This is a genomic window from Sphingobacterium sp. 2149, from assembly GCF_031455655.1.
Taxonomy (GTDB): domain Bacteria; phylum Bacteroidota; class Bacteroidia; order Sphingobacteriales; family Sphingobacteriaceae; genus Sphingobacterium.
In genome coordinates this window covers 337,585-360,710 of sequence record NZ_JAVDTD010000003.1, presented here as the reverse complement: position 1 = coordinate 360,710, position 23,126 = coordinate 337,585, and the positions used below count along the sequence as shown (strand labels likewise).

The following is a 23,126-nucleotide window of genomic DNA, read 5'->3' as shown; positions in this document are numbered from 1 at the left end:
CGATGAAAAATATAAAAAGATTTTGTTTTGGATTGTTTAGTATAATCTTGTTGCTACACGCCTGCACCAAGGACTTAAACCAATATCCAACTGTGGAAACTACATCGGAGTCGGTCTATACTTCGGTAGAGGGGTACCGTTCGGTCCTTGCTAAACTGTATGCCTCATTTGCCGTTGCAGGCAATGGCCGTGGTGATGCCGATTCGGACATGGCGGGTAGCACAGCCTCTTGGGGCTACCTTCGGGTGTATTTTAATCTGCAGGAAGTACCTACAGATGAGGTGATCTATACCTGGGCGGGTGGTGATAACATGACCGATATTCAGTATATGACCTGGGGAGCTTCCGATACATGGGTCAATGCCATGTATTACCGGATTTATTATACGGTCGCTATCTGCAACGAATTTCTACGGAACGCCACTACAGAGAAACTGGCAACATTTAGTTCGACCGAGCAGACGCAGATTCTGACATTTGCGGCTGAAGCTCGTTTTCTGCGTGCACTAGCCTATAGTCATGCGATGGACTTGTACGGAAACGTCCCGTTTGTGACTGAGAACGATCCTGTAGCTGCATTTTTTCCACCACGGATGACGAGGGGGGATCTTTTCAAATTCATTGAAAAGGAACTTCTTGAGGTCGCAGCAATCTTGCCAGAAGCGCGTCGAAATGAATATGGACGAGTGAGCCGTGCTGCCGCATGGTCGTTATTGGCCAAGAATTATCTGAATGCTCAGGTGTATACGGGTACAGCAAGGAACACAGACTGTCTGAACTATGCAAAAAAAGTGATTGATGCCGGATATACTTTAAATGCGAATTATAAGCAGGTATTTAATGCCGATAACGATAAGCGTACCAATGAAATTATCTTCCCGATAGAAGCCGATGTGGCACACACGACGACCTGGGGTGCGACAACTTATCTGGTGAATGGCCCTATTGTGGGGAGCATGAAATCGTCAGACTATGGTGTACTTTCTGGCTGGAATAGTTTTCGTACACTTCGCGAATTTGTCGGCATTTTTCAAGCGGAAGATAAGAGAGGTGATTTTTGGAAAAATGGGCAGTCTTTGGACGTAGAAGATCCAGCCGCATCAAGCCAGGGTTATGGATTGGTGAAGTTTACAAATTTGAAAGATGATGGCAGCTATACGACAGACGAAGGTTTGGTAAGCACGGATTTTCCGATGATCCGCCTGGCCGATGTGTATCTCATGTATGCCGAGGCCGTACTGCGCGGTGGCGGCGGTAGTGTACAGGAAGCCCTTACTCTGGTCAACGCGATCAGACAAAGGGGATATGGAAGTTCCGCTGGCACAATCGAGCAGGCGCAGCTCACGCTGGATTTTATCCTTGCGGAGCGCGGACGTGAACTGTTTTGGGAATGTACGCGCCGCACAGACCTCATTCGATTTGGGAAATTTACCGGAAGCGCTTACCTCTGGCAATGGAAAGGAGGGGATATGAATGGCCGTTCTGTGGATGCAAAGTTCAATCTTTATCCGATTCCAACTACAGATATGAGCGCTAATCCAAATTTAATTCAAAATGCAGGCTATTAGCCTAGTATGGTATTGATAAACCGATGGGATAGTTTTGCGACCATGCAGTGGAGCTGAAGCGCATAATCGGGTATTTCCATAGGGGTTTTTAAAGATAATGATGACTTATGAAACAATTAACACTTTATATTTTGGTATTGCTTTTCGCTGCCTGCAAAAAGGAGGGCGGGACACCAGCTGTCGGGGGAATAAAACCTGCAGTGTTGCATAGCAGTACATCGGAATTGGTTTTAAAATCTACAGATCGCAAAGCTGTGGCACTGCAGCTTGTTTGGGACGAGGCGATCTTGACCAGCGAAGAACCGATGGCGCAGTCGGCCTTAAAAAATAAGATAGAAATAGCGGCAGATCCCGCTTTTACTGTCATTGCCAAAAGCGTCGAGCAGGTGGCAAGTTCCATCAGTTATACGCATGAACAATTGAATAATCTCGTCACGGGTATGGGATTTGTACCCGATCAAAAGAAAACATGCTATGTCCGTATTGCTTCTCGATTGGGTGCTAATACAGAATGGCTCTATAGTAACGTGATCGCCTTGACTATCACGTCTTACCAACCGGTCGATGAGGCGGCATACCTTTATCTTTCGAACAAAGAGATGACACAATTCCCATGGAAACTGTGTTCGAGAAAAGAAGATGGTTTCTACGATGGTTTTGTCCGTCTCGACCAATGGTACAACTTTTATTTAGCCAATGCAGAAAGTGCCAGTGCATCACTGATCTATGGTTCTTATCCATTGGATGGTAGCCAATATATTTTATATAGCGGGGCAGATCGCTGGAACTGCTGGACAAGCAAAGGCGGATATCTGTACCTGACCGCCGATGTTAATAAGTTGGCCTGGAAAGAAACTGCTGTGGAATCGATGACGGTAACGGGCGATTTTAACGGTTGGAGCGCAACGGCCACGCCGATGATCTATGACCAAACGGCGAAAGTTTGGAAGGCAACAATCACGACAACAGCAGCTGAACAGTGGGGCATAAAAGTGTTGATCAATGGCAGTTGGACTTGGTTTTTTGGAGCTGCGGAAGGGGATGGCAACTGTGCACTGTATACAGCAGATGGCAGTGGATTTGCTTATGACAAGGTGGGCACACATACCTTGATCCTCGACCTGAGCGATCCAAAACAGTTTAAGTATCATGTGGAGTAAACATCAATAAGATAACTCCTTAAATAATTGAATCGAATGAAAAAATTAACAATAGGAAAGGTATTTGCCGCAGCGATAGGCTTTTGTTTGGTGCTGTCTAGCTGCAGCAAAAAAGATAGCTTCGAGCCCGCTGCAACCGCATCGCATTTGGCAAAAGGGGCTGATGTCAGCTGGATTACGGAAATGGAGGCTTCGGGTGTACAATTTTTCAATGCTGGAGGAAATGCAGTAGATGGACTGAAATTATTGCGTGGATTGGGGATGGATGCTGTACGCCTACGCGTTTGGGTAGATCCCGAACGCGGTTGGTGCAATAAGAACGACGTGTTGGTTAAAGCACGTCGCGCACATCATTTGGGAATGCGCATCATGGTGGATTTTCATTATAGTGATACCTGGGCAGATCCTGGACAGCAGACAAAGCCGGCAGCATGGAAGAGTTTGGCATTTGATGACTTAAAGAAAGCTGTAAGTGACCATACAAATGAGGTGCTACAATTACTGAAAGAGAACGATATTACACCGGAATGGGTGCAGGTAGGGAATGAAACCGGGAATGGCATGCTGTGGAATGAGGGTAAGGCCTCGGAGAGCATGGCTAATTATGCCGTATTGAATAACGCAGGCTATGATGCGGTAAAAGCGATTTTTCCGGCAGCAAAAGTGATCATCCATCTCCACAATGGATTTGATAATAATTTGTTCCGTTGGATGTTCGATGGTCTGAAGAAAAACGGTGGAAAATGGGATGTAATCGGCATGTCACTTTACCCGACCCCAGAAAATTGGAAGGAACGGAATACAGCCTGCGTCAGTAACATTAAAGATATGATTGCGCGATACAATTCAGAGGTGATGATCTGCGAAGTGGGCATGAGCTGGGATGCCGCGGATACTGCAGAAATATGGCTCAAAGATCTTTTTAGCTCGGTTAATACCGTGCCAGATCACAAGGTTTTGGGAATATTTTATTGGGAACCTTTGGCTTATGGCGGTTGGAATGGCTACACGTTAGGCGCATTTGATAACAATGGACGTCCCACAAAGGCCTTGAACGCTTTTAAATAGACTATATTTACAACGCTGAATGATGCTAATGAAATTCAACTTTAGACCCTAAACCCATAATTTGATGATGAGATTATTGCATATCGCTTTCGTATTATTCTTTTTGTTTTTAGTCGTGCCAATAGCATTGCATGGACAGTCGGTACGTCAGTCTTTCTTATTGGAGAAAAACTGGCGCTTTTTTCAGGGTGAAGTTGCCCAGGGCGAACGGACGACCTTGGACGACAAGAATTGGAAGAATGTGACTGTACCGCACGATTGGGCTATTGCCGGACCTTTTGACCGTGCACACGACTTACAAGATGTTGCTGTGACACAAAATGGAGAGAAAAAAGCGACTGTAAAAACCGGCCGAACCGGAGGCCTACCTTATGTTGGTGTAGGCTGGTATCGTACCAAGTTCGATGTGCCTCAGTTTGACCAGAGCAGCAAACGCGTGGTGCTTAAATTTGATGGTGCAATGAGTGAAGCCCGGGTCTATGTCAATGGGAAGGAAGCTTGCTTCTGGCCGTATGGTTATAATGCATTTCACTTTGATGTGACCGAACTGCTGCATCGGGATGGCAGGAACAATACAATTGCCGTTCGACTGGAAAATAAAGCGCAATCTTCGCGTTGGTATCCCGGTGCAGGACTCTATCGGAATGTGCATGTAATCGTTACCGAGAAGATTCACATGCCTGTTTGGGGAGCCCATATCACAACGCCATTTGTCTCAGACAGCCTGGCTTCAGTAAAGTTGGAGACCACTTTGGAGCATGCTGATGGTAAATCGGTGCGCATGGTAACTGCAATTTTGAATGCAGAAGGCCGTGTCGTGACGCAAAAAGAAAATGAGCAAAAAATAAATTATGGTAAGGCCTTTGTACAAAATTTTGAAGTTCCAAAACCTGCTCTATGGAGCCCCGAACAGCCTAATTTATACCGAGCTTCTACGCAAGTTTATGTCGATGGTAAGCTAATGGATAGTTTTGAGACTCGTTTTGGTATTCGTGAGGTGCGTATCATTGCCGATCGGGGATTTATGTTAAATGGAAAGATTCGAAAGTTTCAAGGTGTATGTAATCATCATGACCTCGGTCCATTGGGTGCGGCAATAAATGTGTCGGCTTTACGCTATCAATTACAGTTGCTCAAAGATATGGGTTGTGATGCAGTGCGCACCGCTCACAATATGCCCGCGCCGGAGCTGGTTTCGCTATGCGATGAATTGGGATTGATGATGATGATCGAGCCTTTTGACGAATGGGACATTGCCAAATGTAAAAATGGATACCATCGTTTTTTTGCGGATTGGGCAGAGCGGGATATGGTCAATATGATTCATCATTTTAGAAATAACCCCTCCGTGGTGATGTGGAGTATCGGGAATGAGGTGCCGACACAATGCAGTGCCGACGGATATAAAGTGGCTTCATTTTTACAGGCTATCTGCCATCGGGAAGACCCCTCTCGACCGGTGACCTGTGGTATGGACCAGGTTAGTTGTGTGCTGGAAAATGGTTTTGCCAGTTTACTGGATGTTCCGGGACTCAACTATCGTACGCACCGTTATGAAGAGGCTTATTCAAAATTGCCACAAAATATAGTACTGGGTTCTGAAACGGCATCCACAGTAAGCTCCAGAGGAGTATATAAATTTCCTGTGGTCAAAAAGGGCGACATGCTATATCCTGATCATCAGTCATCGTCTTACGATATGGAATATTGTTCCTGGTCCAATCTACCGGATGAGGATTTTGCCTTGGCAGAAGACCATCATTGGACGATGGGGCAATTCGTATGGACTGGATTCGATTACCTCGGTGAGCCGTCTCCATACGATACAGATGCATGGCCCAACCACAGTTCCATGTTTGGCATTATTGACCTGGCAAGTATTCCCAAGGACCGTTATTACCTCTACAGAAGTTTGTGGAATAAAAATGAACATACCTTGCACATTCTTCCACATTGGACATGGCCAGATCGGGTGGGCCAGCAGACACCTGTGTTCGTTTATACGGACTATCCAAGTGCAGAACTTTTTATCAACGGCAAGAGTCAGGGGAAACGAAGTAAAAATAAGCATTCTTTACAGGAGCGTTATCGCCTGATGTGGATGGAAACACGATATGAACCCGGAGAAATCAAGGTTGTTGCTTATGATGAATCGGGAGAGCCGGTAGCTGAAAAGAGCGTACGAACAGCGGGAAGCCCGTTCCGGATTAAAATGGAAACGGTGCATGATTCCATTGCTGCTGATGGACGTTCGTTGGCTTACATCCGTGTCAAAGCAGTGGATAAACAAGGGAATCTCTGCCCGCATGCCAATGGATTAGTGCGATTTGAAGTCGGGGGAGCTGGTGCGTTTAAAGCTTTGGCTAATGGAGATCCTACGAACTTGGAGTCTTTTGAAAAACCACAGATGCACCTGTTCAATGGGCAGCTTACGCTGATTGTTCAGGCAGGCGAAAAATCGGGAAGTATCAAGATAAAGGCAAAGAGTACAGGACTGAAAGAGGATTTATTTATTGTGCAGTCATATTGACCTCTTAGCTGATCGACGGTGAAGATGCTGTTTTGAAAAAATTGTGCTGTCCATACCGATTCGAAGATACTGTAGCTGATTGCTTATTGGTGGATCAGCTATAGCATCTTGATGAATAAAAATTTCCTGTTTGGTGTAGTTTATGATCTTCGTAATCAATTGGTAATAACGGAGTGTTGGATGCTTTAGAAATACTAGGCTGAAACCTTTTATTGGCTTTATAAGTATAAAAATTTGATGGTACAAAGCAGCACGATCAGCGGCTGTTTTGGCATACCCATAATATCTTTTAGGGCTTCCATGGCTCGATTATTTAATTTGTACAGACTCTTAACCGATATGTTGGTCAGTACACTGATCTCTTCATAACTTAATTCTTCGAAATAGCGAAGAAAAATTACCTCTTTTTGTTTAGCTGTTAATTGTTCTAATGCCTGAATGAGCTTTAGCGCTTTTTGTTGCTTTTCTTCCATTGCGATATAAGTGGATTCAACATCATAGGTGAGTTGGAAATCATCTTTTTCACCAAATGAAGAAAGTTTGCCATCTCGCAATTGCGTGTTCAGTAAGCTATTTTTCAAAGCGACAAGCAAATAATGTTTTGGATTGGAAATGCTCTGTAGCTTGCTTCGGTTTTCCCAAAACTTAATAAATACATCTTGAATGGAGTCTCTAACATAATCCTCATCGTTTACACGACGCATACCATACTCATATAAGGTCGGTAATAATGCACGATAGATCTGCTCGAACGCGTATTTGTCGCCATCAATAAAATCATTCCAGTACCGATCTATGGGGTTGTTCATCTCCGAATTTATAGCATTAAATGAAATAGATCATTCGCTTTACCAAAAATAGTAAAGATTTAATAACAATAATAAAACACCTATTTTAAATACAGTTCAATCATATATATGCTTTTTTGATAGCTCAAAATAGGATTTTGCACATTAATTTGGCGACTAAATTATGAATTTGGTAAGTGAAATACATAGCTTTTAAAATTTTTTAAAAAAAAATAGATTCCATGGGGTAAAATCCAAATGTTATTTGTCTTGAATTTAATAGAGACGTAATAATGGAGAAATATACGAGTTACCGTACTCAAGATTTTTTGGATGACCTGGATTTTGTTCGCTTCGTCAAACAGCCGGAAAGGGATGATGTTATCAATTGGAAGGCATGGCGTGCTGGAAATCCTATAAATGCTGCTTCATATGACGATGCGCTTGCTTATCTGCATGCTTTGTATGGCATTGCCCGGATTAGACCTAATCAGGAATTTGCGGATGATCTTTTTCAGGATATTGAACGAGGTATAACTGGAAATAGGAAGAAAAGAAGACATCAAATCATCCGTTTTTGGGCAGCAGCCACAGGAGCAGCAGCTGTAGCAATTTTTATAACTTTATCTTGGTATTACCGCTCGATGATCGTTATTGAAACTGGAAGCGGTGAATTTCAGACTGTGTTATTGCCCGATAGCAGTACAGTACAACTCAATGCCAATTCTTCTATCGCCTACCGCCGCGCCTGGAATTGGCTGTCCAAGCGAGAAGTATTTACGACCGGAGAGACACTACTCGAAGTTAAGCATCTTAACAGAGATATGTCAGCTATTCGGGAAGACGAACGGTTTACAGCCTATACCGGCGATGTCGCGGTGGAGGTACTCGGAACAAAGTTTAACCTAAAAAATAGGGATAACAAAATAACAGTATCACTATTGGAAGGACGTATTGCCCTGCGCAATAAAAAACATGTTGGTGAAACCAAAATCCTCGCACCCGGTGATATCGTTGAGGACGGTATTGACGGCTTCCGTCATTTGAGCACAGGCAAAAAAGCGGCCCAGCAGGCGGTAGCATGGACCCAGAAAACGCTAACTGGCGAAAACTTAACAGTCGCTGATCTAACGAATGAATTTCGCTATGTATATGGCAAAGAAATTATCATAAGCGATCCCACACTTTTGAATCGAAAAATCGACGGTCGCATATCGCTAGGTTCGCAGGAAAGTATCATTTATTCGATCGCGAATATCTTACACGCGAATATCCGAATGGAAAAAGATACCATCTACCTCGATCCAAAAGAAGAAAAACAATATTAATCTAATACAATAGTAACATCTAACCTAACAAAAATGAAAATCACAGAAAACAGGTGGCAACCACTACGTTGCTTGTTGATGGTTCCGGTCACTTCGCTGCTATTTACCGTCGGACAGCATGCCTATGCGCAGCAAAGGTTGCCACTTAATCAAGCCGTAAAACAGATTGAACAGCGTTTCAACGCGAATTTGAGTTATGAGCACAACCTGCTGAACGGAAAATTTGTCGATACCGAATCGCTCAAGGGAAATAAACTGGAAGAAGTACTTAAAAAAGTACTTTATCCCAATCAATTGGTATTTCTCTATGTGGATGACAGATCCTATTCCATTGTGCGCCGTTCTGCGGAAGGTCGTGAGGGAAGCCCGGTGAAAAACAGTGCGGGTCAAGAATTGATGGATCGGGTCGCTGGAACGGTGCTTTCTTCCAGTGGAAAACCTATCCCGCTGGCGAGCGTATGGGTAAAAGATACCCGCAAGGGTGCGAAAACCGACGAAAACGGCCGTTTTCTGATTTATGATATTAAACCAACGGATATTATTGTAATCACGGCAGTAGGTTATGAAAATAGTATGCTAACTCCTGGAAATCGGAATCAGATTACATTTAACATGCAGGAAAAAAATAACGTGCTGGAGGAAGCCGTGATCTCCACTGGGTATCAAAAAATTTCAAAGGAAAGGGCTACGGGTTCGGTCTCGCTCATTACGGCCAAAGAGTTGGAGAAGATTCCTTCGGCCAATATTATTCAGCGTTTAGAAGGTCAGGTACCCGGACTCCAGGTTTCCATCGGAACCGGCGATCGTACTTTTACTTACAACAATAATCAACTGAGTATTAATTCAAGCACACGTACCATTGGTCAGAATGATTATAATTTTAACGTACGGGGCATAGGTTCTATAGATACTGAAACCGAAAAATCACCATTGATTGTCGTAGACGGAGCGATTTCCACGATGGACCTTGCTACACTGAATCCAAACGATGTGGAAAACATTACTGTATTGAAAGACGCCGCGGCAGCTTCGATCTATGGTGTTAGGGCAGCAAACGGAGTTATCGTTGTCACAACAAAAAAAGGGTCCGTTACTGGGGTGCCAAGAATAAGCGTCTCTGCCAATACTGTGTTTTCTGGAAAACCTGATTTAGGATACTTGCGTACCATGAATAGTGGCCAAATGATCGATTATCAAGAGGAACTGGTAGCCAAAAATATATTGAACGGCAATAATATTGCAACCAACCTTTATTCTTATGCGACCTACTATCCGGGTGAAGTTGCAGCGGCAGCGATCAGGCTGAAAAATGGGCAGATCACGCAGACTGATTATGATGCTTTAGTCACCCCACTAAAAGGCATAGATAATAAGGATCAGATTCAACAGTATCTATTGGGACCTATGAGTAGCCAGCAGTATAACCTATCCATCAGTAACGGTACGGAAAATAACAATTATTTCTATTCGGCCTCATACGCCAACGAAAACCCATATACTAGAGGTGAAAATGGTAAACGTCTGACTTTGAACGTTAATAATAACTGGAGGCTTTTCAAGATTGCAACGTTATCAACGAGTTTGCGGGTACATTTCTTAACCAAAAACAGAATGGGATAGGAATCTCGCAGTTTTACGATACCGGAGCATCGACACTTTTGCCTTATCAATTGCTGGCCGATGCGAATGGAAAGGGTATTGCATACGACCGATTGACACCTGGATTTGTTAATGGACTGGGAGCAGCATACAAAGATTGGCGCTACAACTACTTGCAGGAATTAGAGCAATTGGACCGTACGCTCAAGAATAATAGCTTTTCGGCTGTGATCAATCTTTCTGTTCCGATCTATAAAGGAATCAAAGGAACGGTTATGTATGCCAATGAGCGTTCATTTGCGAGCAACCGTATGTTCAGCGCGGAAGAATCTTTTGCGAACCGTTCCTTGCTGAATAGATTTACACCAGTAGGCCAGACGAAAAATAGCCTGGGCATCAACAAAGGGGGAATCTATAACATCGGAAATACCGAAGTGAATAATTATACCTTGCGCGGACAGCTCAATTACGATGCTTTACTCGCGCAGAAACATGATATTTCTGCTATTGCAGGCTCGGAGATCAGGCAGACGGAGGCTGGACAGGGAAGCAGTACCTTATATGGGTATAATATGCAGACTGGATTTAATACCGCTGTAAGTTACCTACAGTCTGCATACCCTAGTATCCAAGGATTTAATGAAAGTTTGTCTGGAGCACCTCAGCAGGCCGATAAGAGAAGACGCTTTCTGTCGTATTTTTCAAATGCTGCCTATACCTATGATAGAAAATATACCCTTTCGGGAAGTGTGCGGTATGATGATTACAACAATTTTGGGCTGGACCGAAGTTTTCGGGCGACGCCGTTATGGTCAAGCGGTCTGAAATGGAATGTGCTTAAAGAATCCTTTATGAACAGGGTGCAATGGCTAAGTCAATTGGGAGTTAGGGCAACCTATGGGGTGAACGGTAACATCACGCAAGATGTACGTCCGTTTACCTATATATCACTTGATGATGTTGCACGTAATCCTACTGGTGAGCCTTCCGCAAGCATTATTGCAATCGCTAATCCGCAGCTTCGTTGGGAGAAAACATATGTCACAAACTTTGGGCTCGATTTCGGTTTATTCAATAACCGTATGACGGGTACTTTTGATTATTATGTCAAAAAGGGTCGTGATCTATTGTATGGTTTTCCAATTGCTGCTCCTTACGTAGGAACAATAAACAATGGGAACTTGAAAAGAAATACGGCAAGTATGAGTGGAAAAGGTGTTGATCTCGGTTTAAATGCGATACTCCTCAACAAGATGGATTGGCATTTAGATATCGGGGCAAACTTTTCTTACAATACCAATAAAATTACCGATAATCGTTTCAAAGCCAGTGATATCGCTAATTTCACTTACTCCTATACACCTGTTGGTATTGGTTATTTAGAAGGATATGCTAGCGATAAGCTGCTCGCATTTCGACATGCCGGCCTTGATGCAAATGGATTGACCCAGGTGTACAACAAAGAGGGAGAGGTTGTTTCCGTTAAACAGACCTTGAAGGGAGTCGATGATCTTAAATATATGGGGCGCACAACAGCACCTTATTTTGGTAGCTTAAAAACGAACCTGCGCTACGGACAATGGTCGTTATTTGCGTTGGTCACCTACCAATTTGGAAATGTCTTTATAAAACCTAGTATTGAATCTTACATGACCCCCAGTCGTGGATTAACTTCACCAAAATTTGATCTCAGCGCAGATATTGCCAATCGCTGGCGTCAGGCAGGGGATGAGGCCATAACCAATGTTCCAGCAGTAACAGCAGATATCTATGGGCAATATAGTCTATATCGCTATACTTACTCGGATATTAACGTGCTAAAAGGGGATTATGTTAGACTGCGTGAAATTTCCTTAAGTTATGCACTGCCCAAGAGGCTACTGAAAAACATGAAGATCGAACAGGTTAATCTCACTGGCTCTGTCCGTAATGTTGGACTGATCTGGACCGCGAATAAAGAAGGTATTGATCCGGATTTTGCCAATTATGTGGGTAACACGACCAACCTGCGTCCTGTTCCTTCGTATAACTTTTCTATCAACGTTAACTTTTAATTGCTAAAATGATGAAAATAATTATAAAAGATTACAGCCGTAGAATAGGTCTTGCAATGGCGGTTTTAACACTTGGAGGCGTCATCGCTGGCTGTGAAAAATATGTGGATATAAAAACACAGGGACAGTTGACACCTGGGACGATAGAAAACTATCGCTACCTCTTAAACAATACGACTACATTTGAAGCTGCGCCCGCACTGTCGGACATGGCCGCCGATGACCTTGAAATCATTGATGGTTCTGCACAACAAAAATCGCTTTCTGGTAGTGATTCTTATGGCTATTATTGTCGGTCGTACCAATGGGCAGATGATATTTATCCTATCGGTAATCAGAATTTTAAAGATGACAACTGGTCCAGATTATATAATGCGATAGCCTATGCGAATACGGTCATTGCCGAGGTACCGAAGGTTTCTGATGGTACGCCTGCTGAAATTAGCCAATTGGTTGCGGAGGCAAAGATCCACCGCGCTTCGGCTTACTTGATGTTAGCCAATACCTATGCGAAGCCTTATCTGCGGGAAAGTGCCAATACCGAGCTCGGTGTCCCGTTGATCCTGCAGCCTACCACCGAGCAGTCGCTCAATAGAGGTACATTACAACAGTTATATGATGCGATTTTAGCCGATATTGAAGCAGCATTGCCTGGGTTGCCTGCACAGCAGCAGTTTACAACCTTACCTTCCAAGGTCTCAGCCTATGGTTTGTTGGCTCGTACGTATTTTTATATGAACCGCTACGCGGATGCGGCAAAAGCAGCCGATCAAGCGTTGGCTTTGAACGATAAACTTAATGATTTAACCAAGCTGACAACAACGACCATGATTAGTTATCCGCGCCGTATAAATAATCCGGAGATCTTATTATCTAAAGTACCAGTAAATGGGATTACAGCTTATGTGCCAACAGCATTTCGACTAAGCAAAGATTTATTGACGTTGTTTGATGAGAGCGACCAGCGCTATAATTTATTTACGGTTCCAGGATCGAAAATATCTGCGTGGGAGGTATATGAAGGCAGATATTATTATCTTGATTATATAAAAGATGAAGGTCGGAATGTCGGCCCTTCAGTTCCTGAAATGCTATTGATCAAGGCCGAGGCTGCTGCCCGGGACAATCAGACGGCTACAGCCATGACACTGGTCAATCATTTACGGGCCAGCAGGATATTACCCGGATCTACGGTCAATCTGACTGCGTCAGACGCTAGTGACGCTCTGGAGAAAGTTATACAGGAACGTCGTCGCGAGTTTATGTTCCGCATGTTGCGCTGGTGGGATATGCGCCGTCTCAAAGACGATACGCGATTCCAGAAAACCTACACGCGTACATTCGGCGGGAATACCTTCACCTTGGCTCCGAATAGCGACCGTTATGTGTTTCGGATTGCTCAATATGAAATTAATTTGAGTCCCGAAATAGCGCAAAATCCATAAAGAACGGATCGAAATGGACATTTATTTGAAAAAGGAAGAATGAGAGATATGAAAAATTGTGTAATAAAAACTACATCGGTATTGGCCTGGGCACTGATGAGTTGCTCCGTTGCTTTAGCGCAACAACAGAAACAACCGCAGGTTTTTAAGGTGATACCGGAGTTTCCAAAGGAGCAGGATACGGTTGAGCTCGTATATGATGCACGCACTACTGTGTTGAAGGACGCCAACGATATTTCGGCGCAGTTAACGGGGTATACTGACTTTAAATGGACCACCACGGATATCAAGTTTGCAAAAAATGATTCGGTTTGGACGGCAAAATACATGCTGCCACCGAATCTGGGATTGATGAACCTCGTCTTTAAATCGGACACCTTGGAAGACAAGGGGGGAGAGAAGACCTACTCCTATATCCTTTCGGCCAGTGATGGGCGCCAGATGTCGGGTGGGTTGTTAGGATGGGGCCTGTTGCGAACACCAAATATTGTTGATGGTGTACCCTATGTAGTTGATTCGGCGGCTTACAAATCAGATGAGGTCTTACTGATGTGGGTTAAATATGAATTGAAATATCATCCTGAAAATCGATTTCGGGTGCTTTACGCCGCAGCAAGCGCTTTGAAACATATGAATACGCCAGAATCCCTGGCTAAATTAAGTAAAGAACTGATTACTTTGGAGCAGATACCCGATATTAGCGAACAAGACTTATTAGAAATCCATCGCGTCTATCGGGAGATTCTGAAGGATACTGCTAAAGCGGAGGCATTGCAGCAAAGGATTGTTTCCCAGTTTCCAAAGGGGCAATATGTAAAGGATCAACAGCGTCTGGTGGATTTTAAGCTAATTCAACAAGCGAAGACGGACGATGAACGTTTGAAAGCTGCAATGGATTTTATTGACAAACATCCTTACCAGGAAGCTGAAGTTGCTTTTAACGATGCGAATCGAATCAGCTATATCAGCGCTTACTGGATTATTTCGGTGTACACCAGCATGAACAAAGATCTGCCCAACTATAGTAAATATATGTCCAAGATAGCACCTTACGAAGCACTTTCGAATGTGATCTACCGTTCCTTGGACGTGCCTTATCTTTCGCAAAAAAGCATAGGAGCTGCCGAAATATTGCCCTATGCCCGTGTTATTATGGAACGTTTGAATTACTACAAGGATAACTTTCAGGGGGATAAATATGCGACTTTGTATTATTCAAATGCGCCTTTATTTGCCAAGATATTGGTCGACAATAAACTTTACGACGAAGCTTTTGCCTATGCTGCCGCTGCACAGAGTACCGCGAGCTATAAAAATGCGAATCTGAATGATACCTATGTGCGTGTTCTTGAAGGGCAGGGGAAAGCTAAAGAACTGCAGATGGCACTGGAGAAAAGTTACGCAATGAATCAGAGTTCGACCTATATGCTTGAGCTGATGAAAAAAAATTACAGCGCAAAAAACAAATCAGACATAGGCTACGAACAGTATTTGGCTAGTCTCAAAAATGTCGACAAGGGAAAGGAGCTAAAAGAAAAGGTCCAGAAACTCTTAATTAACAAGGGTATTCCGGATTTTGAGCTGTTGGATCAACATGGAAAAAAAGTACGTCTCTCTTCCCAGAAAGGAAAAATTGTTGTATTGGATTTCTGGGCGTCATGGTGTGCCCCTTGCAAGGGCGCATTTCCGGGGATGAAACTGGCGGTAGATCATTTCAAAGATGATCCGAATGTTGTCTTTTACTTTATCAATACACAGGAACGTAAGCCAGACATGAAAGATTATGTGATCAATTACATGAAAGAAAATAGTTATCCATTTACGGTCTTGTTGGATGTGGATAGCAAAGCTTCGAAGGATGCAGGTGTGGGGCCGATACCACACAAAATGGTCGTGGGATCGGATGGCAAACTTCGCTTTTCTGAAGTGGGCTATATGGGAAGCACTTCGGAGCTGGCAGATGAAATCATCGAAATGGTCAACGTTTTAAAAGCTGGGAAATAAGATCATGAAAACAATCAGATCAATATTCATTGCTGCGCTTTCATTGTTTTTTTATGGAAATGCCTCAGCACAGGCTATCAACGAAAAAAATGTTGTCTTTAAATCAAAAGCAGATAGTATTACCATTGGTGCCACCATTTCCTCGCCTGTCAAGGCGGGGAAATATCCGGCCGTTATTATCGTTTCAGGTACCGGACCACAGGATCGGGATGGTACAATGGCCGGGACAAAGATGTTTTCGCGTATTGCTAATTTATTGACACCCAAGGGGTATGTGGTCTTGCGTATGGATGATCGGGGTGTCGGTAAAACAACAGGCGAATACCGATATGCGACAACAGCTGATTTTGCACTTGACGTTTTAGGCGCGCTGCAATTTTTGAAGACTCAAAAAAATGTTGACTTAAGGCATATCGGCCTATTGGGACATAGCGAAGGAGGGGCAGTCATTTCGATAGCAGCTTCGCAAAGCAAAGATGTTGCTTTTTTGATCAGCTTGTCGGGATTAGCTTCAAACGGCTTAGAATCACTTTTAATACAGAATGAAAACCTAGTCAACACTTCTCCGCTAACTGTGGAGGATAAAAAAAGATCCAATGAGATCAACCGGTTGATGTTTGCGACAGCCTTCCAATATGCCAAGTCGGATAGTATGGAAAGTAAGCTTAATACAGTTTATAGTTATTGGAAGCAAAAGGATGATCTGTATTTCAAATCTCTAGGTATTGAATACGATCATTTTCGTTTTCCAATCTATTCCTATGTGAGGCAGGCTATCGGACCTTGGTACCGCTATTTTATCTCCTATGATCCGCAGATCTTCTTAAGCAAAGTGGACGTGCCCATCTTGGCGATCAATGGCAGTAAGGATGTTTTTGTGGATCCCATCAATTTGACCTACTGGAAAAAGTACAGTCGTGCCGGCCAGCACGGAAAAGTAACAACCATCCTGCTACCAAATGTAAATCACTTGCTGCAACCTTGTCAAACCTGCCTCCCTGCGGAATACGCAAAACTTGGTGAAATACCCGATAGTACGTTAGGCTCAATTGCAAAATGGCTGAAAGAAAACGTAAAGTAAAATGAAAAGGATCTTGTATATGTTACTGGCTTTGTCAGTGACAGGAAATTTAGCAGTCGCCCAGCAGTCCGATAATAGTAAGTCGATTGATCGGATTATTGCGGCCATGAATAAGAAAGATGCTACTGCGTTGTTAGGTATGATGGCAGATAGTGCGACAATCGGTAATCTGTCCAAAATGCATAACAAAGCTACCGTACGAAGAATCTTCACATTGGAGATCGTGTTTTTAAAAGAAAAATACCGAAGCAATTTAGGCTTCGGTATTTTTTGTGAGAAGGACTTCTATTTTGTAAGAAGATCTATAGTAAAAGATTAAATTGTTTTGCTATCGCGCAACATTTTAATAATATTGTGTGCTTCAAGCTGTTTGCTAAGTTGGGTATTGATCAAACTATGCACATTTTGCGAGAGTTCATCGGATCCATCTGCCAACGCTGTTTGGTACGTCGATTTAAACGCGTCTTCGCCCTGTTCGCAGGTTTCCAGTAAACTTCTTTCATCGTCGCCTGTGATATTTACTTTGATTCCCATCCAGGCGCGGAATAGCTTGCCGCTCAGCATGGTGCTATCCGTTGCCTCTTTGCCCTCAAGCTCAACATATGGAGTTAACTCGGCAATAAATTCTTCCGATTGTCCGATATATTTTTGAAAGGTGGGAATCAGTTTATCTAGTCCGTGACTTGTTGCCAGATCAATTGCTTTTTTATAACCTTCAATACGGTCATTGTTGATTTTAATGATGTCGTTGATGATCTCTGGATTGTTGATGTTGTTTTCCATAATATTATTATTTGTTATCATTTTTGTTTATTCGGAAAACAGCACCCACACACCCTTCGTTTGCAGAATCGCAGATTCAGGTATTTAAATCGCAACCCGTATTTATCGCACTTTTTATTGCAGCGTAATAAATGCAATTTAAAACTTTATGTAATTTATTGTTGTTCTTATCACCGAAAACTGCCATTCAGGCAGCGCAATGAAAACTATGCAACAACACATCCATGTAGCCATCATCGGGGGCGGACCCAGTGGCCTGTTTATGTACAAAAGATTGATTGAAAAGAATATGGGGGAGCTCAAAATATCTATTTTTGAGTCGAGAAAACAATTAGGTGCAGGGATGCCTTACAGCTATGAAGGTGCTACACCGGAGCACTTGACCAACGTCTCGGATCATGAAATCCCGGCACTGGTGACCACCATTGAAGAGTATGTCAAATCGCTGTCGGCAACTACACTTCGTACCTATGGAATTGATGTGGACGATTTTAATCGTTATAAAGTAGTGCCGCGGTTGCTGTTCGGCCGCTATTTATCGGAACAGTTTACGCTATTAAAGCGTATGGCAGATGCCAAAGGTATTGAAACCCAGGTGTACCTAGCTAGCCAGGTAAGCGATATCATCGACCTAGAAAGCCAAGCGCAGGTAAAAATAATGGTTGGAAGCACGGACACGTATATCGTTGATAAGGCCATTATTTGCACTGGACACAAATGGCCAACTAAACATGAGGGTAATGTCGAACACTACTTTGAATCGCCTTATCCACCATCTAAACTCGCCTTAAAGACTGATCATGCCGTTGGGATACGTGGAGCTTCGCTTACCGCGATAGATGCCGTACGTACACTGGCTCGGCACAATGGCTCTTTTGACGTGCTCGAAACAGGGGAGATAAAATATCAAATTGATCCGGGAAGCGAAAATTTTAAAATAGTGATGCATACACGCAGTGGGCTTCTCCCTGCGATCCGCTTTCATCAGGAAGACCCGTTCTTAGCCAACAATCTCTTGATTTCAGAAGAGGAACTTATGCTTAATAGGCTCGAAAATGAAGGATTTGTATCGCTTGATTTTTTATTTGAGCGAAATTTTAAAGCCCAGTTTAAGGAGAAAGATCCCGCCTTCTACGACATGGTAGAAAAGCTCAGTCTCGAAGACTTTGTGGAAGCGGTACTTGCCTTGCGGGAGCAGAAAGATGCCTTCGAAGGTTTTCGTCAGGAACACGCCCAAGCGCTAAAGTCCATCAAAAGGCACGAATCAATTTATTGGAAGGAAGTGCTTTCTGCGCTGAGCTTTACATTGAATTATCCAGCAAAATACATGTCTGCAGAAGATATGCTTCGTTTAAAGAAGGTGTTAATGCCCCTGATTTCTATTGTGATTGCTTTCGTACCGCAGGGCTCTAGCCGCGAGTTGCTCGCATTGCACGATGCCGGTCGTCTCGAGGTGGTAAACGTTGGTACCGAAAGCCGTGTTGAACCTGCAAAGGACTGTGGAGCCAATTACTTTTATACAAATGAGCAAGGTATAGAAAGTAAAACATATTATAAGACATTTGTCGATTGCGTAGGTCAGCAGCCGTTGAATTTTGAAGATTTCCCTTTTAAGAGTTTGATCGACAACGGTAATATTAGTCCCGCTTATTTGAGGTTCCGCTCTGTTGAGCATGCCAAGGAACAGTTATTGGCGGGTAATGATCATATGTTTGTGGCACCGGATGGGGCTATCTTTTTGCGGGTGCCGGGGATAAAGATAGACGATAGCTTTCAGCTTGTTGATCACAGCGGACGCTCCAACCAACGTATTTTTATGATGGCTGTACCTTATATCGGCGGTTATAATCCTGACTATTCAGGGCTTGATTTTTGTGCAGCGACTTCGGAAATTATTGCCCAAAGGATTGCTGAAGGGGGATAAATACGTAAATTTTTGTTAAAATACGGTATCATCCTCCGTGCTTGCTTAGGCGATATTCATTTTAGGCCCCCTATTGCTATATTTGGCGGCCATCTAGACCATCAGTTGGCATAGTCTTAACTCAATGGATGAAAAAGCATGCCTAAAACTATTTTAAAAAACCTGCAGATAGGTTTTGGAATATCGCTACTGTTGCTCTTAGCAAGTTCAACGGCTTCTTATGTCAGTATTCGTAAGCAGATTCATAATAGTGAGATGGTGGACCATAGCCGTCGGGTGATGAGCCGTGTTAATAAAATTCTACAGGATCTGCAGAATGCCGAGACGGGTCAGCGAGGTTATTTACTGACTGGGCTGGATAAGTTTTTAAATCCTTATCAAACTGGTCTTGAGTCGCTGCCTCAATCGCTAAGCCGTGCGCACGATTTGACAGCTGATAACCCCGATCAACAGCGGGTAATCGATACCCTGTCCACGCTGGTAAGGTCTAGACTGACCAAACTTGAAAATCTGGTTACTATCAAAAGGCGGGGCGGAATGGTGACGGTCTCCCAACTCGAAGAGGGGAAAGCCTATATGGATAGCTGTCGAATTTTAATCAGCCAGATTATAGATAAAGAAGAATCTTTGTTGAACAAGCGTTCGAATGAACTTGGACGATCTTCTGGCTACACATCGATTTTCGTTTTGCTGGCCGCAGTAGTTTCTTTGCTGATCACTGTCTTTTTTTACTTCCGTTTGCGGGATGATTTCTTTAAGCGAGAACAGTTACAACATGATCTGAAACGTAAAGATGAGGAGATCCAGCGGAGACTCAGCATTACCCAGCGCATTGCCCGTGAAATCGCAGCGGGAAATTATGATATGCAGATACAGGATGCTGAACAGGACGACTTGGGAAGCTTGACGGGATCGCTCAATGAAATGGCTAGGTCACTGAAAATTTCTTTTGATGAACTCAATAACAATAATTGGCATCAAGCTGGATTAACGCAGCTGAGCAATCTTTTAATGGGCAATAAACTCCAAGAAGAGCTCACGGCCGTCACGTTACGACATCTAACGACGTATGGCAGTTGTGTTAATGGGGCCATTTATCTCATGGAGCAGGATCAGTTGATGTTAAGAGGATCTTATGGCCTTGAAGATCCGGAGCATAAACGCTTTGCTGCAGGGGATGGCATGGTAGGGCAGGTATTTAAAGATGGCCAGGAGAAATTATTTGAAAATCTCGAAGATACGCATTATGTCATCAGCTTCGCTACTGGAAAAGTACAGGTAAACAACCTTTTTATCCTTCCTATTTTTGATGGAAGTGAATGTATCGGTGTAATGGAACTTGGTTCATTGCAGCCCTTTTCTTCGATACAGCTGGCGTTTTTTAGAGATGCTGTTCAAAAAGTGGGTGCTACACTCGCTGCATCGCAAGCTCGATTGGTTGTACAGAATTTATTGGAAGAGACGCAGGCGCAGACTGAAGAGCTGCAGGCACAACATACTGAGCTGGAATCACTGAATTCTAGTCTAGAAATGCATACCTATAAATTGCAGGCTTCTGAGGAAGAACTTCGTGTTCAGCAGGAAGAGTTGGTGCAGTCTAACCGTGAGCTGGAAGAGCGTTCCAGGCTGTTGGAAGATAAAAATTTGGAAATAGCTGAACGTAACCAAGAAATTCAGAAGAAAGCGGCAGAGCTGGCACAGAGTACACGCTATAAATCTGAATTTTTAGCTAATATGTCGCATGAACTGCGTACTCCGCTTAATTCAATTTTGCTGCTTTCTCGTCTGATGGCCGAAAATACGGACGGTAACCTCAATGACGAACAGATGGAATCGGCAGCCGTGATCCAGAGTTCGGGAAAGAGTCTGCTGACCCTGATAGACGAGATTTTGGATCTTTCTAAAATAGAATCCGGCAAAATGGATTTGGATGTACAGCCCGTATTTTTTGCGGACGTAATGCATGGTCTGTCGGCGATGTTCGGACCAATTGCTGCCGACAAGAAACTTGGATTAGAAATGAGCGTAGCGGAGCAATTGCCCGCTCAGATCGAAACAGATAAACAGCGGCTAGAACAGATTTTACGTAATCTACTCTCTAATGCTATTAAATTTACGGCATCGGGCAAGGTAACGCTACATATCGATCGGGAGCAGTCGCCCCGAAACGGGATTGTATTTGAAGTGCGCGATACCGGAATTGGAATACCAAAGGATAAGCAGCATCTAATATTTGAGGCTTTTCAACAAGCGGATGGCTCTACACGCCGTAAATTTGGTGGTACGGGGCTGGGGCTTTCCATAAGCCGGGAATTGGCACGCTTACTTGGCGGTGAAATCTTATTGAATAGTGAAGAAGGAGAAGGTAGTGTCTTTCAACTGATTATCCCCGAGCGCATTTCGGGCGAAAGTACATCCCTATTCGGCGCTGCGCAGACGTTGTTAGCAACCGACGGCGCGGAAATTTTACCTGTGGAGACTACATCTTTGGAACAAATTCCAACGGTGCCAGCTTTACCCACAGAAAACACTTTGCATATACCTATCCCAGCCGAAATTCCAGACGATCGTGATAGTATCGTTCCTGGCGACCGCTTTATTTTGATCGTCGAGGATGATATTGAGTTTGCAAAGATTCTACTCAAATATACGCGCCAGCAAAACTATAAGGGGATCGTGGTGGTGCGTGGCGACATTGCTGCGGAAGTGGTAGCGCAATATATGCCGCTCGCGGTTTTGCTGGATATTCAGCTCCCACTTAAAGATGGATGGCAAGTAATGGCTGAGATCAAGGAAAATCCCAAAACACGACATATTCCGGTGCATATCATGTCTTCTCTGCAGGTTAAAAGAGAGAGTCTGCTTCAGGGTGCTATCGATTTTATCAATAAACCTATGGCGTTGGAACAAATGGGTGATATGTTTCGTAGAATAGAGGATGCACTCACCAGACATCCTAAAAAGGTACTTATCGTCGAAGAAAACCCTAAGCATGCAGCAGCGCTATCTCTTTTTCTCGGGAGTTTTGACATTGTCTCTGAAATCAAAAGCAACGTGGAAGACAGCATTGCGGCGCTAAGCTCTGATACTGCAGACTGCGTGATACTCGATATGGGCGTTCCGGACCGGGTCGGTTACGAGACATTGGAGGCTGTTAAACGCAACCAGGGTCTAGAAAAATTACCGATTATCGTGTTTACCGGTAAGAATCTATCGCAGGTGGAGGAAATGAAATTAAAACGTTATGCGGATACAATCGTCGTTAAAACCGCCAATTCCTATCAGCGCATATTGGATGAGGTAGGCTTATTTTTACATCTTGTAGAAGAAAACAAAGGTACTTCGGCGAAAGCTCCCGCTAGGCTTGGCTTTTTGGAAGATGTGTTGAAGGGCAAGAAGGTGCTTGTAGCGGATGACGACATCCGTAACATTTTCTCGCTCACCAAAGCGCTTGAGAAATATCAGATGACGGTTGTACCAGCAACGGATGGAAAGGATGCACTGAAACAGCTAGAAGAAAATGAAGATGTGGCTGTGATCCTGATGGATATGATGATGCCCGAAATGGATGGGTACGAAACGATTGCGTCGATTCGAAGTAATCTCCGTTATAAGGACATGCCGATTATCGCTGTTACTGCCAAATCAATGATGGGAGATAGGGAAAAATGTATCGCTGCAGGAGCGTCAGATTATATATCCAAACCGGTGGATATCGATCAACTCTTGTCCCTGCTACGGGTATGGATGTATGAATAGTTGTTGTAGTAAAATAAAAGGCAATAGATAAAAGA

The 23,126-nt window shown here is 43.6% G+C and carries 15 protein-coding genes; 13 read left to right on the top strand and 2 right to left on the bottom strand.

Translation table 11 applies throughout. From position 1 onward, the window contains the following. The first annotated feature begins 2 nt into the window (after window positions 1–2). From J2X77_RS06265 to J2X77_RS06250, 4 genes are all read left to right on the top strand, one after another. Window positions 3–1,568, top strand: coding sequence for a RagB/SusD family nutrient uptake outer membrane protein (locus J2X77_RS06265; RefSeq protein WP_209575048.1), 1,566 nt, complete (start codon window positions 3–5; stop codon window positions 1,566–1,568). Window positions 1,569–1,675: 107 nt separating this feature from the next. Then, the gene (locus J2X77_RS06260) at window positions 1,676–2,728 is read left to right on the top strand and encodes a DUF5111 domain-containing protein (RefSeq protein ID WP_310079701.1); all 1,053 of its coding nucleotides are present in this window, start codon (window positions 1,676–1,678) and stop codon (window positions 2,726–2,728) included. 36 nt (window positions 2,729–2,764) lie between these two features. Continuing rightward, a complete protein-coding gene (locus tag J2X77_RS06255) occupies window positions 2,765–3,796 on the top strand; it encodes a glycosyl hydrolase 53 family protein (protein ID WP_310079698.1) in 1,032 nt (343 codons plus the stop codon). Between the two features lie 64 nt (window positions 3,797–3,860). Beyond that, window positions 3,861–6,326 (top strand): glycoside hydrolase family 2 TIM barrel-domain containing protein, encoded by a 2,466-nt coding sequence (locus tag J2X77_RS06250; RefSeq protein ID WP_209575043.1) that lies wholly within the window; start codon window positions 3,861–3,863, stop codon window positions 6,324–6,326. Window positions 6,327–6,544: 218 nt separating this feature from the next. On the opposite strand, the gene J2X77_RS06245 is transcribed toward J2X77_RS06250, so the two are convergent. Next, a complete protein-coding gene (locus J2X77_RS06245; protein WP_209575041.1) occupies window positions 6,545–7,135 on the bottom strand; it encodes an RNA polymerase sigma factor in 591 nt (196 codons plus the stop codon). A gap of 272 nt (window positions 7,136–7,407) precedes the next feature. On the opposite strand from J2X77_RS06245, the gene J2X77_RS06240 reads away from it, so the two are divergent. From J2X77_RS06240 to J2X77_RS06210, 7 genes are read left to right on the top strand one after another with little or no spacing between them, the layout of a single operon-like run. Further along, window positions 7,408–8,442, top strand: coding sequence for a FecR domain-containing protein (locus J2X77_RS06240; RefSeq protein WP_209575039.1), 1,035 nt, complete (start codon window positions 7,408–7,410; stop codon window positions 8,440–8,442). Between the two features lie 33 nt (window positions 8,443–8,475). Continuing rightward, window positions 8,476–10,062 (top strand): TonB-dependent receptor plug domain-containing protein, encoded by a 1,587-nt coding sequence (locus tag J2X77_RS06235; RefSeq protein WP_310079694.1) that lies wholly within the window; start codon window positions 8,476–8,478, stop codon window positions 10,060–10,062. 38 nt (window positions 10,063–10,100) lie between these two features. Continuing rightward, on the top strand, window positions 10,101–12,095 hold the full coding sequence (locus J2X77_RS06230) for a TonB-dependent receptor domain-containing protein (protein ID WP_310079692.1): 1,995 nt from the start codon (window positions 10,101–10,103) through the stop codon (window positions 12,093–12,095). Between the two features lie 8 nt (window positions 12,096–12,103). Continuing rightward, window positions 12,104–13,540, top strand: coding sequence for a RagB/SusD family nutrient uptake outer membrane protein (locus J2X77_RS06225; RefSeq protein WP_310079690.1), 1,437 nt, complete (start codon window positions 12,104–12,106; stop codon window positions 13,538–13,540). Between the two features lie 48 nt (window positions 13,541–13,588). Next, complete coding sequence (locus tag J2X77_RS06220; protein ID WP_209575035.1) at window positions 13,589–15,544, top strand: peroxiredoxin; 1,956 nt, start codon at window positions 13,589–13,591, stop codon at window positions 15,542–15,544. A gap of 4 nt (window positions 15,545–15,548) precedes the next feature. Continuing rightward, the gene (locus J2X77_RS06215) at window positions 15,549–16,625 is read left to right on the top strand and encodes an alpha/beta fold hydrolase (RefSeq protein ID WP_310079686.1); all 1,077 of its coding nucleotides are present in this window, start codon (window positions 15,549–15,551) and stop codon (window positions 16,623–16,625) included. A gap of 1 nt (window position 16,626) precedes the next feature. Then, complete coding sequence (locus tag J2X77_RS06210; protein ID WP_209575033.1) at window positions 16,627–16,944, top strand: hypothetical protein; 318 nt, start codon at window positions 16,627–16,629, stop codon at window positions 16,942–16,944. On the opposite strand, the gene J2X77_RS06205 is transcribed toward J2X77_RS06210, so the two are convergent. After that, a complete protein-coding gene (locus J2X77_RS06205) occupies window positions 16,941–17,408 on the bottom strand; it encodes a PA2169 family four-helix-bundle protein (RefSeq protein ID WP_209575031.1) in 468 nt (155 codons plus the stop codon). The genes J2X77_RS06210 and J2X77_RS06205 overlap by 4 nt on opposite strands. 208 nt (window positions 17,409–17,616) lie before the next feature. On the opposite strand from J2X77_RS06205, the gene J2X77_RS06200 reads away from it, so the two are divergent. Beyond that, window positions 17,617–19,332 carry an FAD/NAD(P)-binding protein gene (locus J2X77_RS06200; RefSeq protein WP_209575029.1) on the top strand — a complete coding sequence of 572 codons (1,716 nt, stop codon included), beginning with the start codon at window positions 17,617–17,619 and terminating at the stop codon, window positions 19,330–19,332. A 138-nt stretch (window positions 19,333–19,470) separates the two neighbouring features. Beyond that, window positions 19,471–23,091, top strand: coding sequence for a response regulator (locus tag J2X77_RS06195; RefSeq protein WP_310079682.1), 3,621 nt, complete (start codon window positions 19,471–19,473; stop codon window positions 23,089–23,091). The last annotated feature ends 35 nt before the right edge of the window (window positions 23,092–23,126 follow it).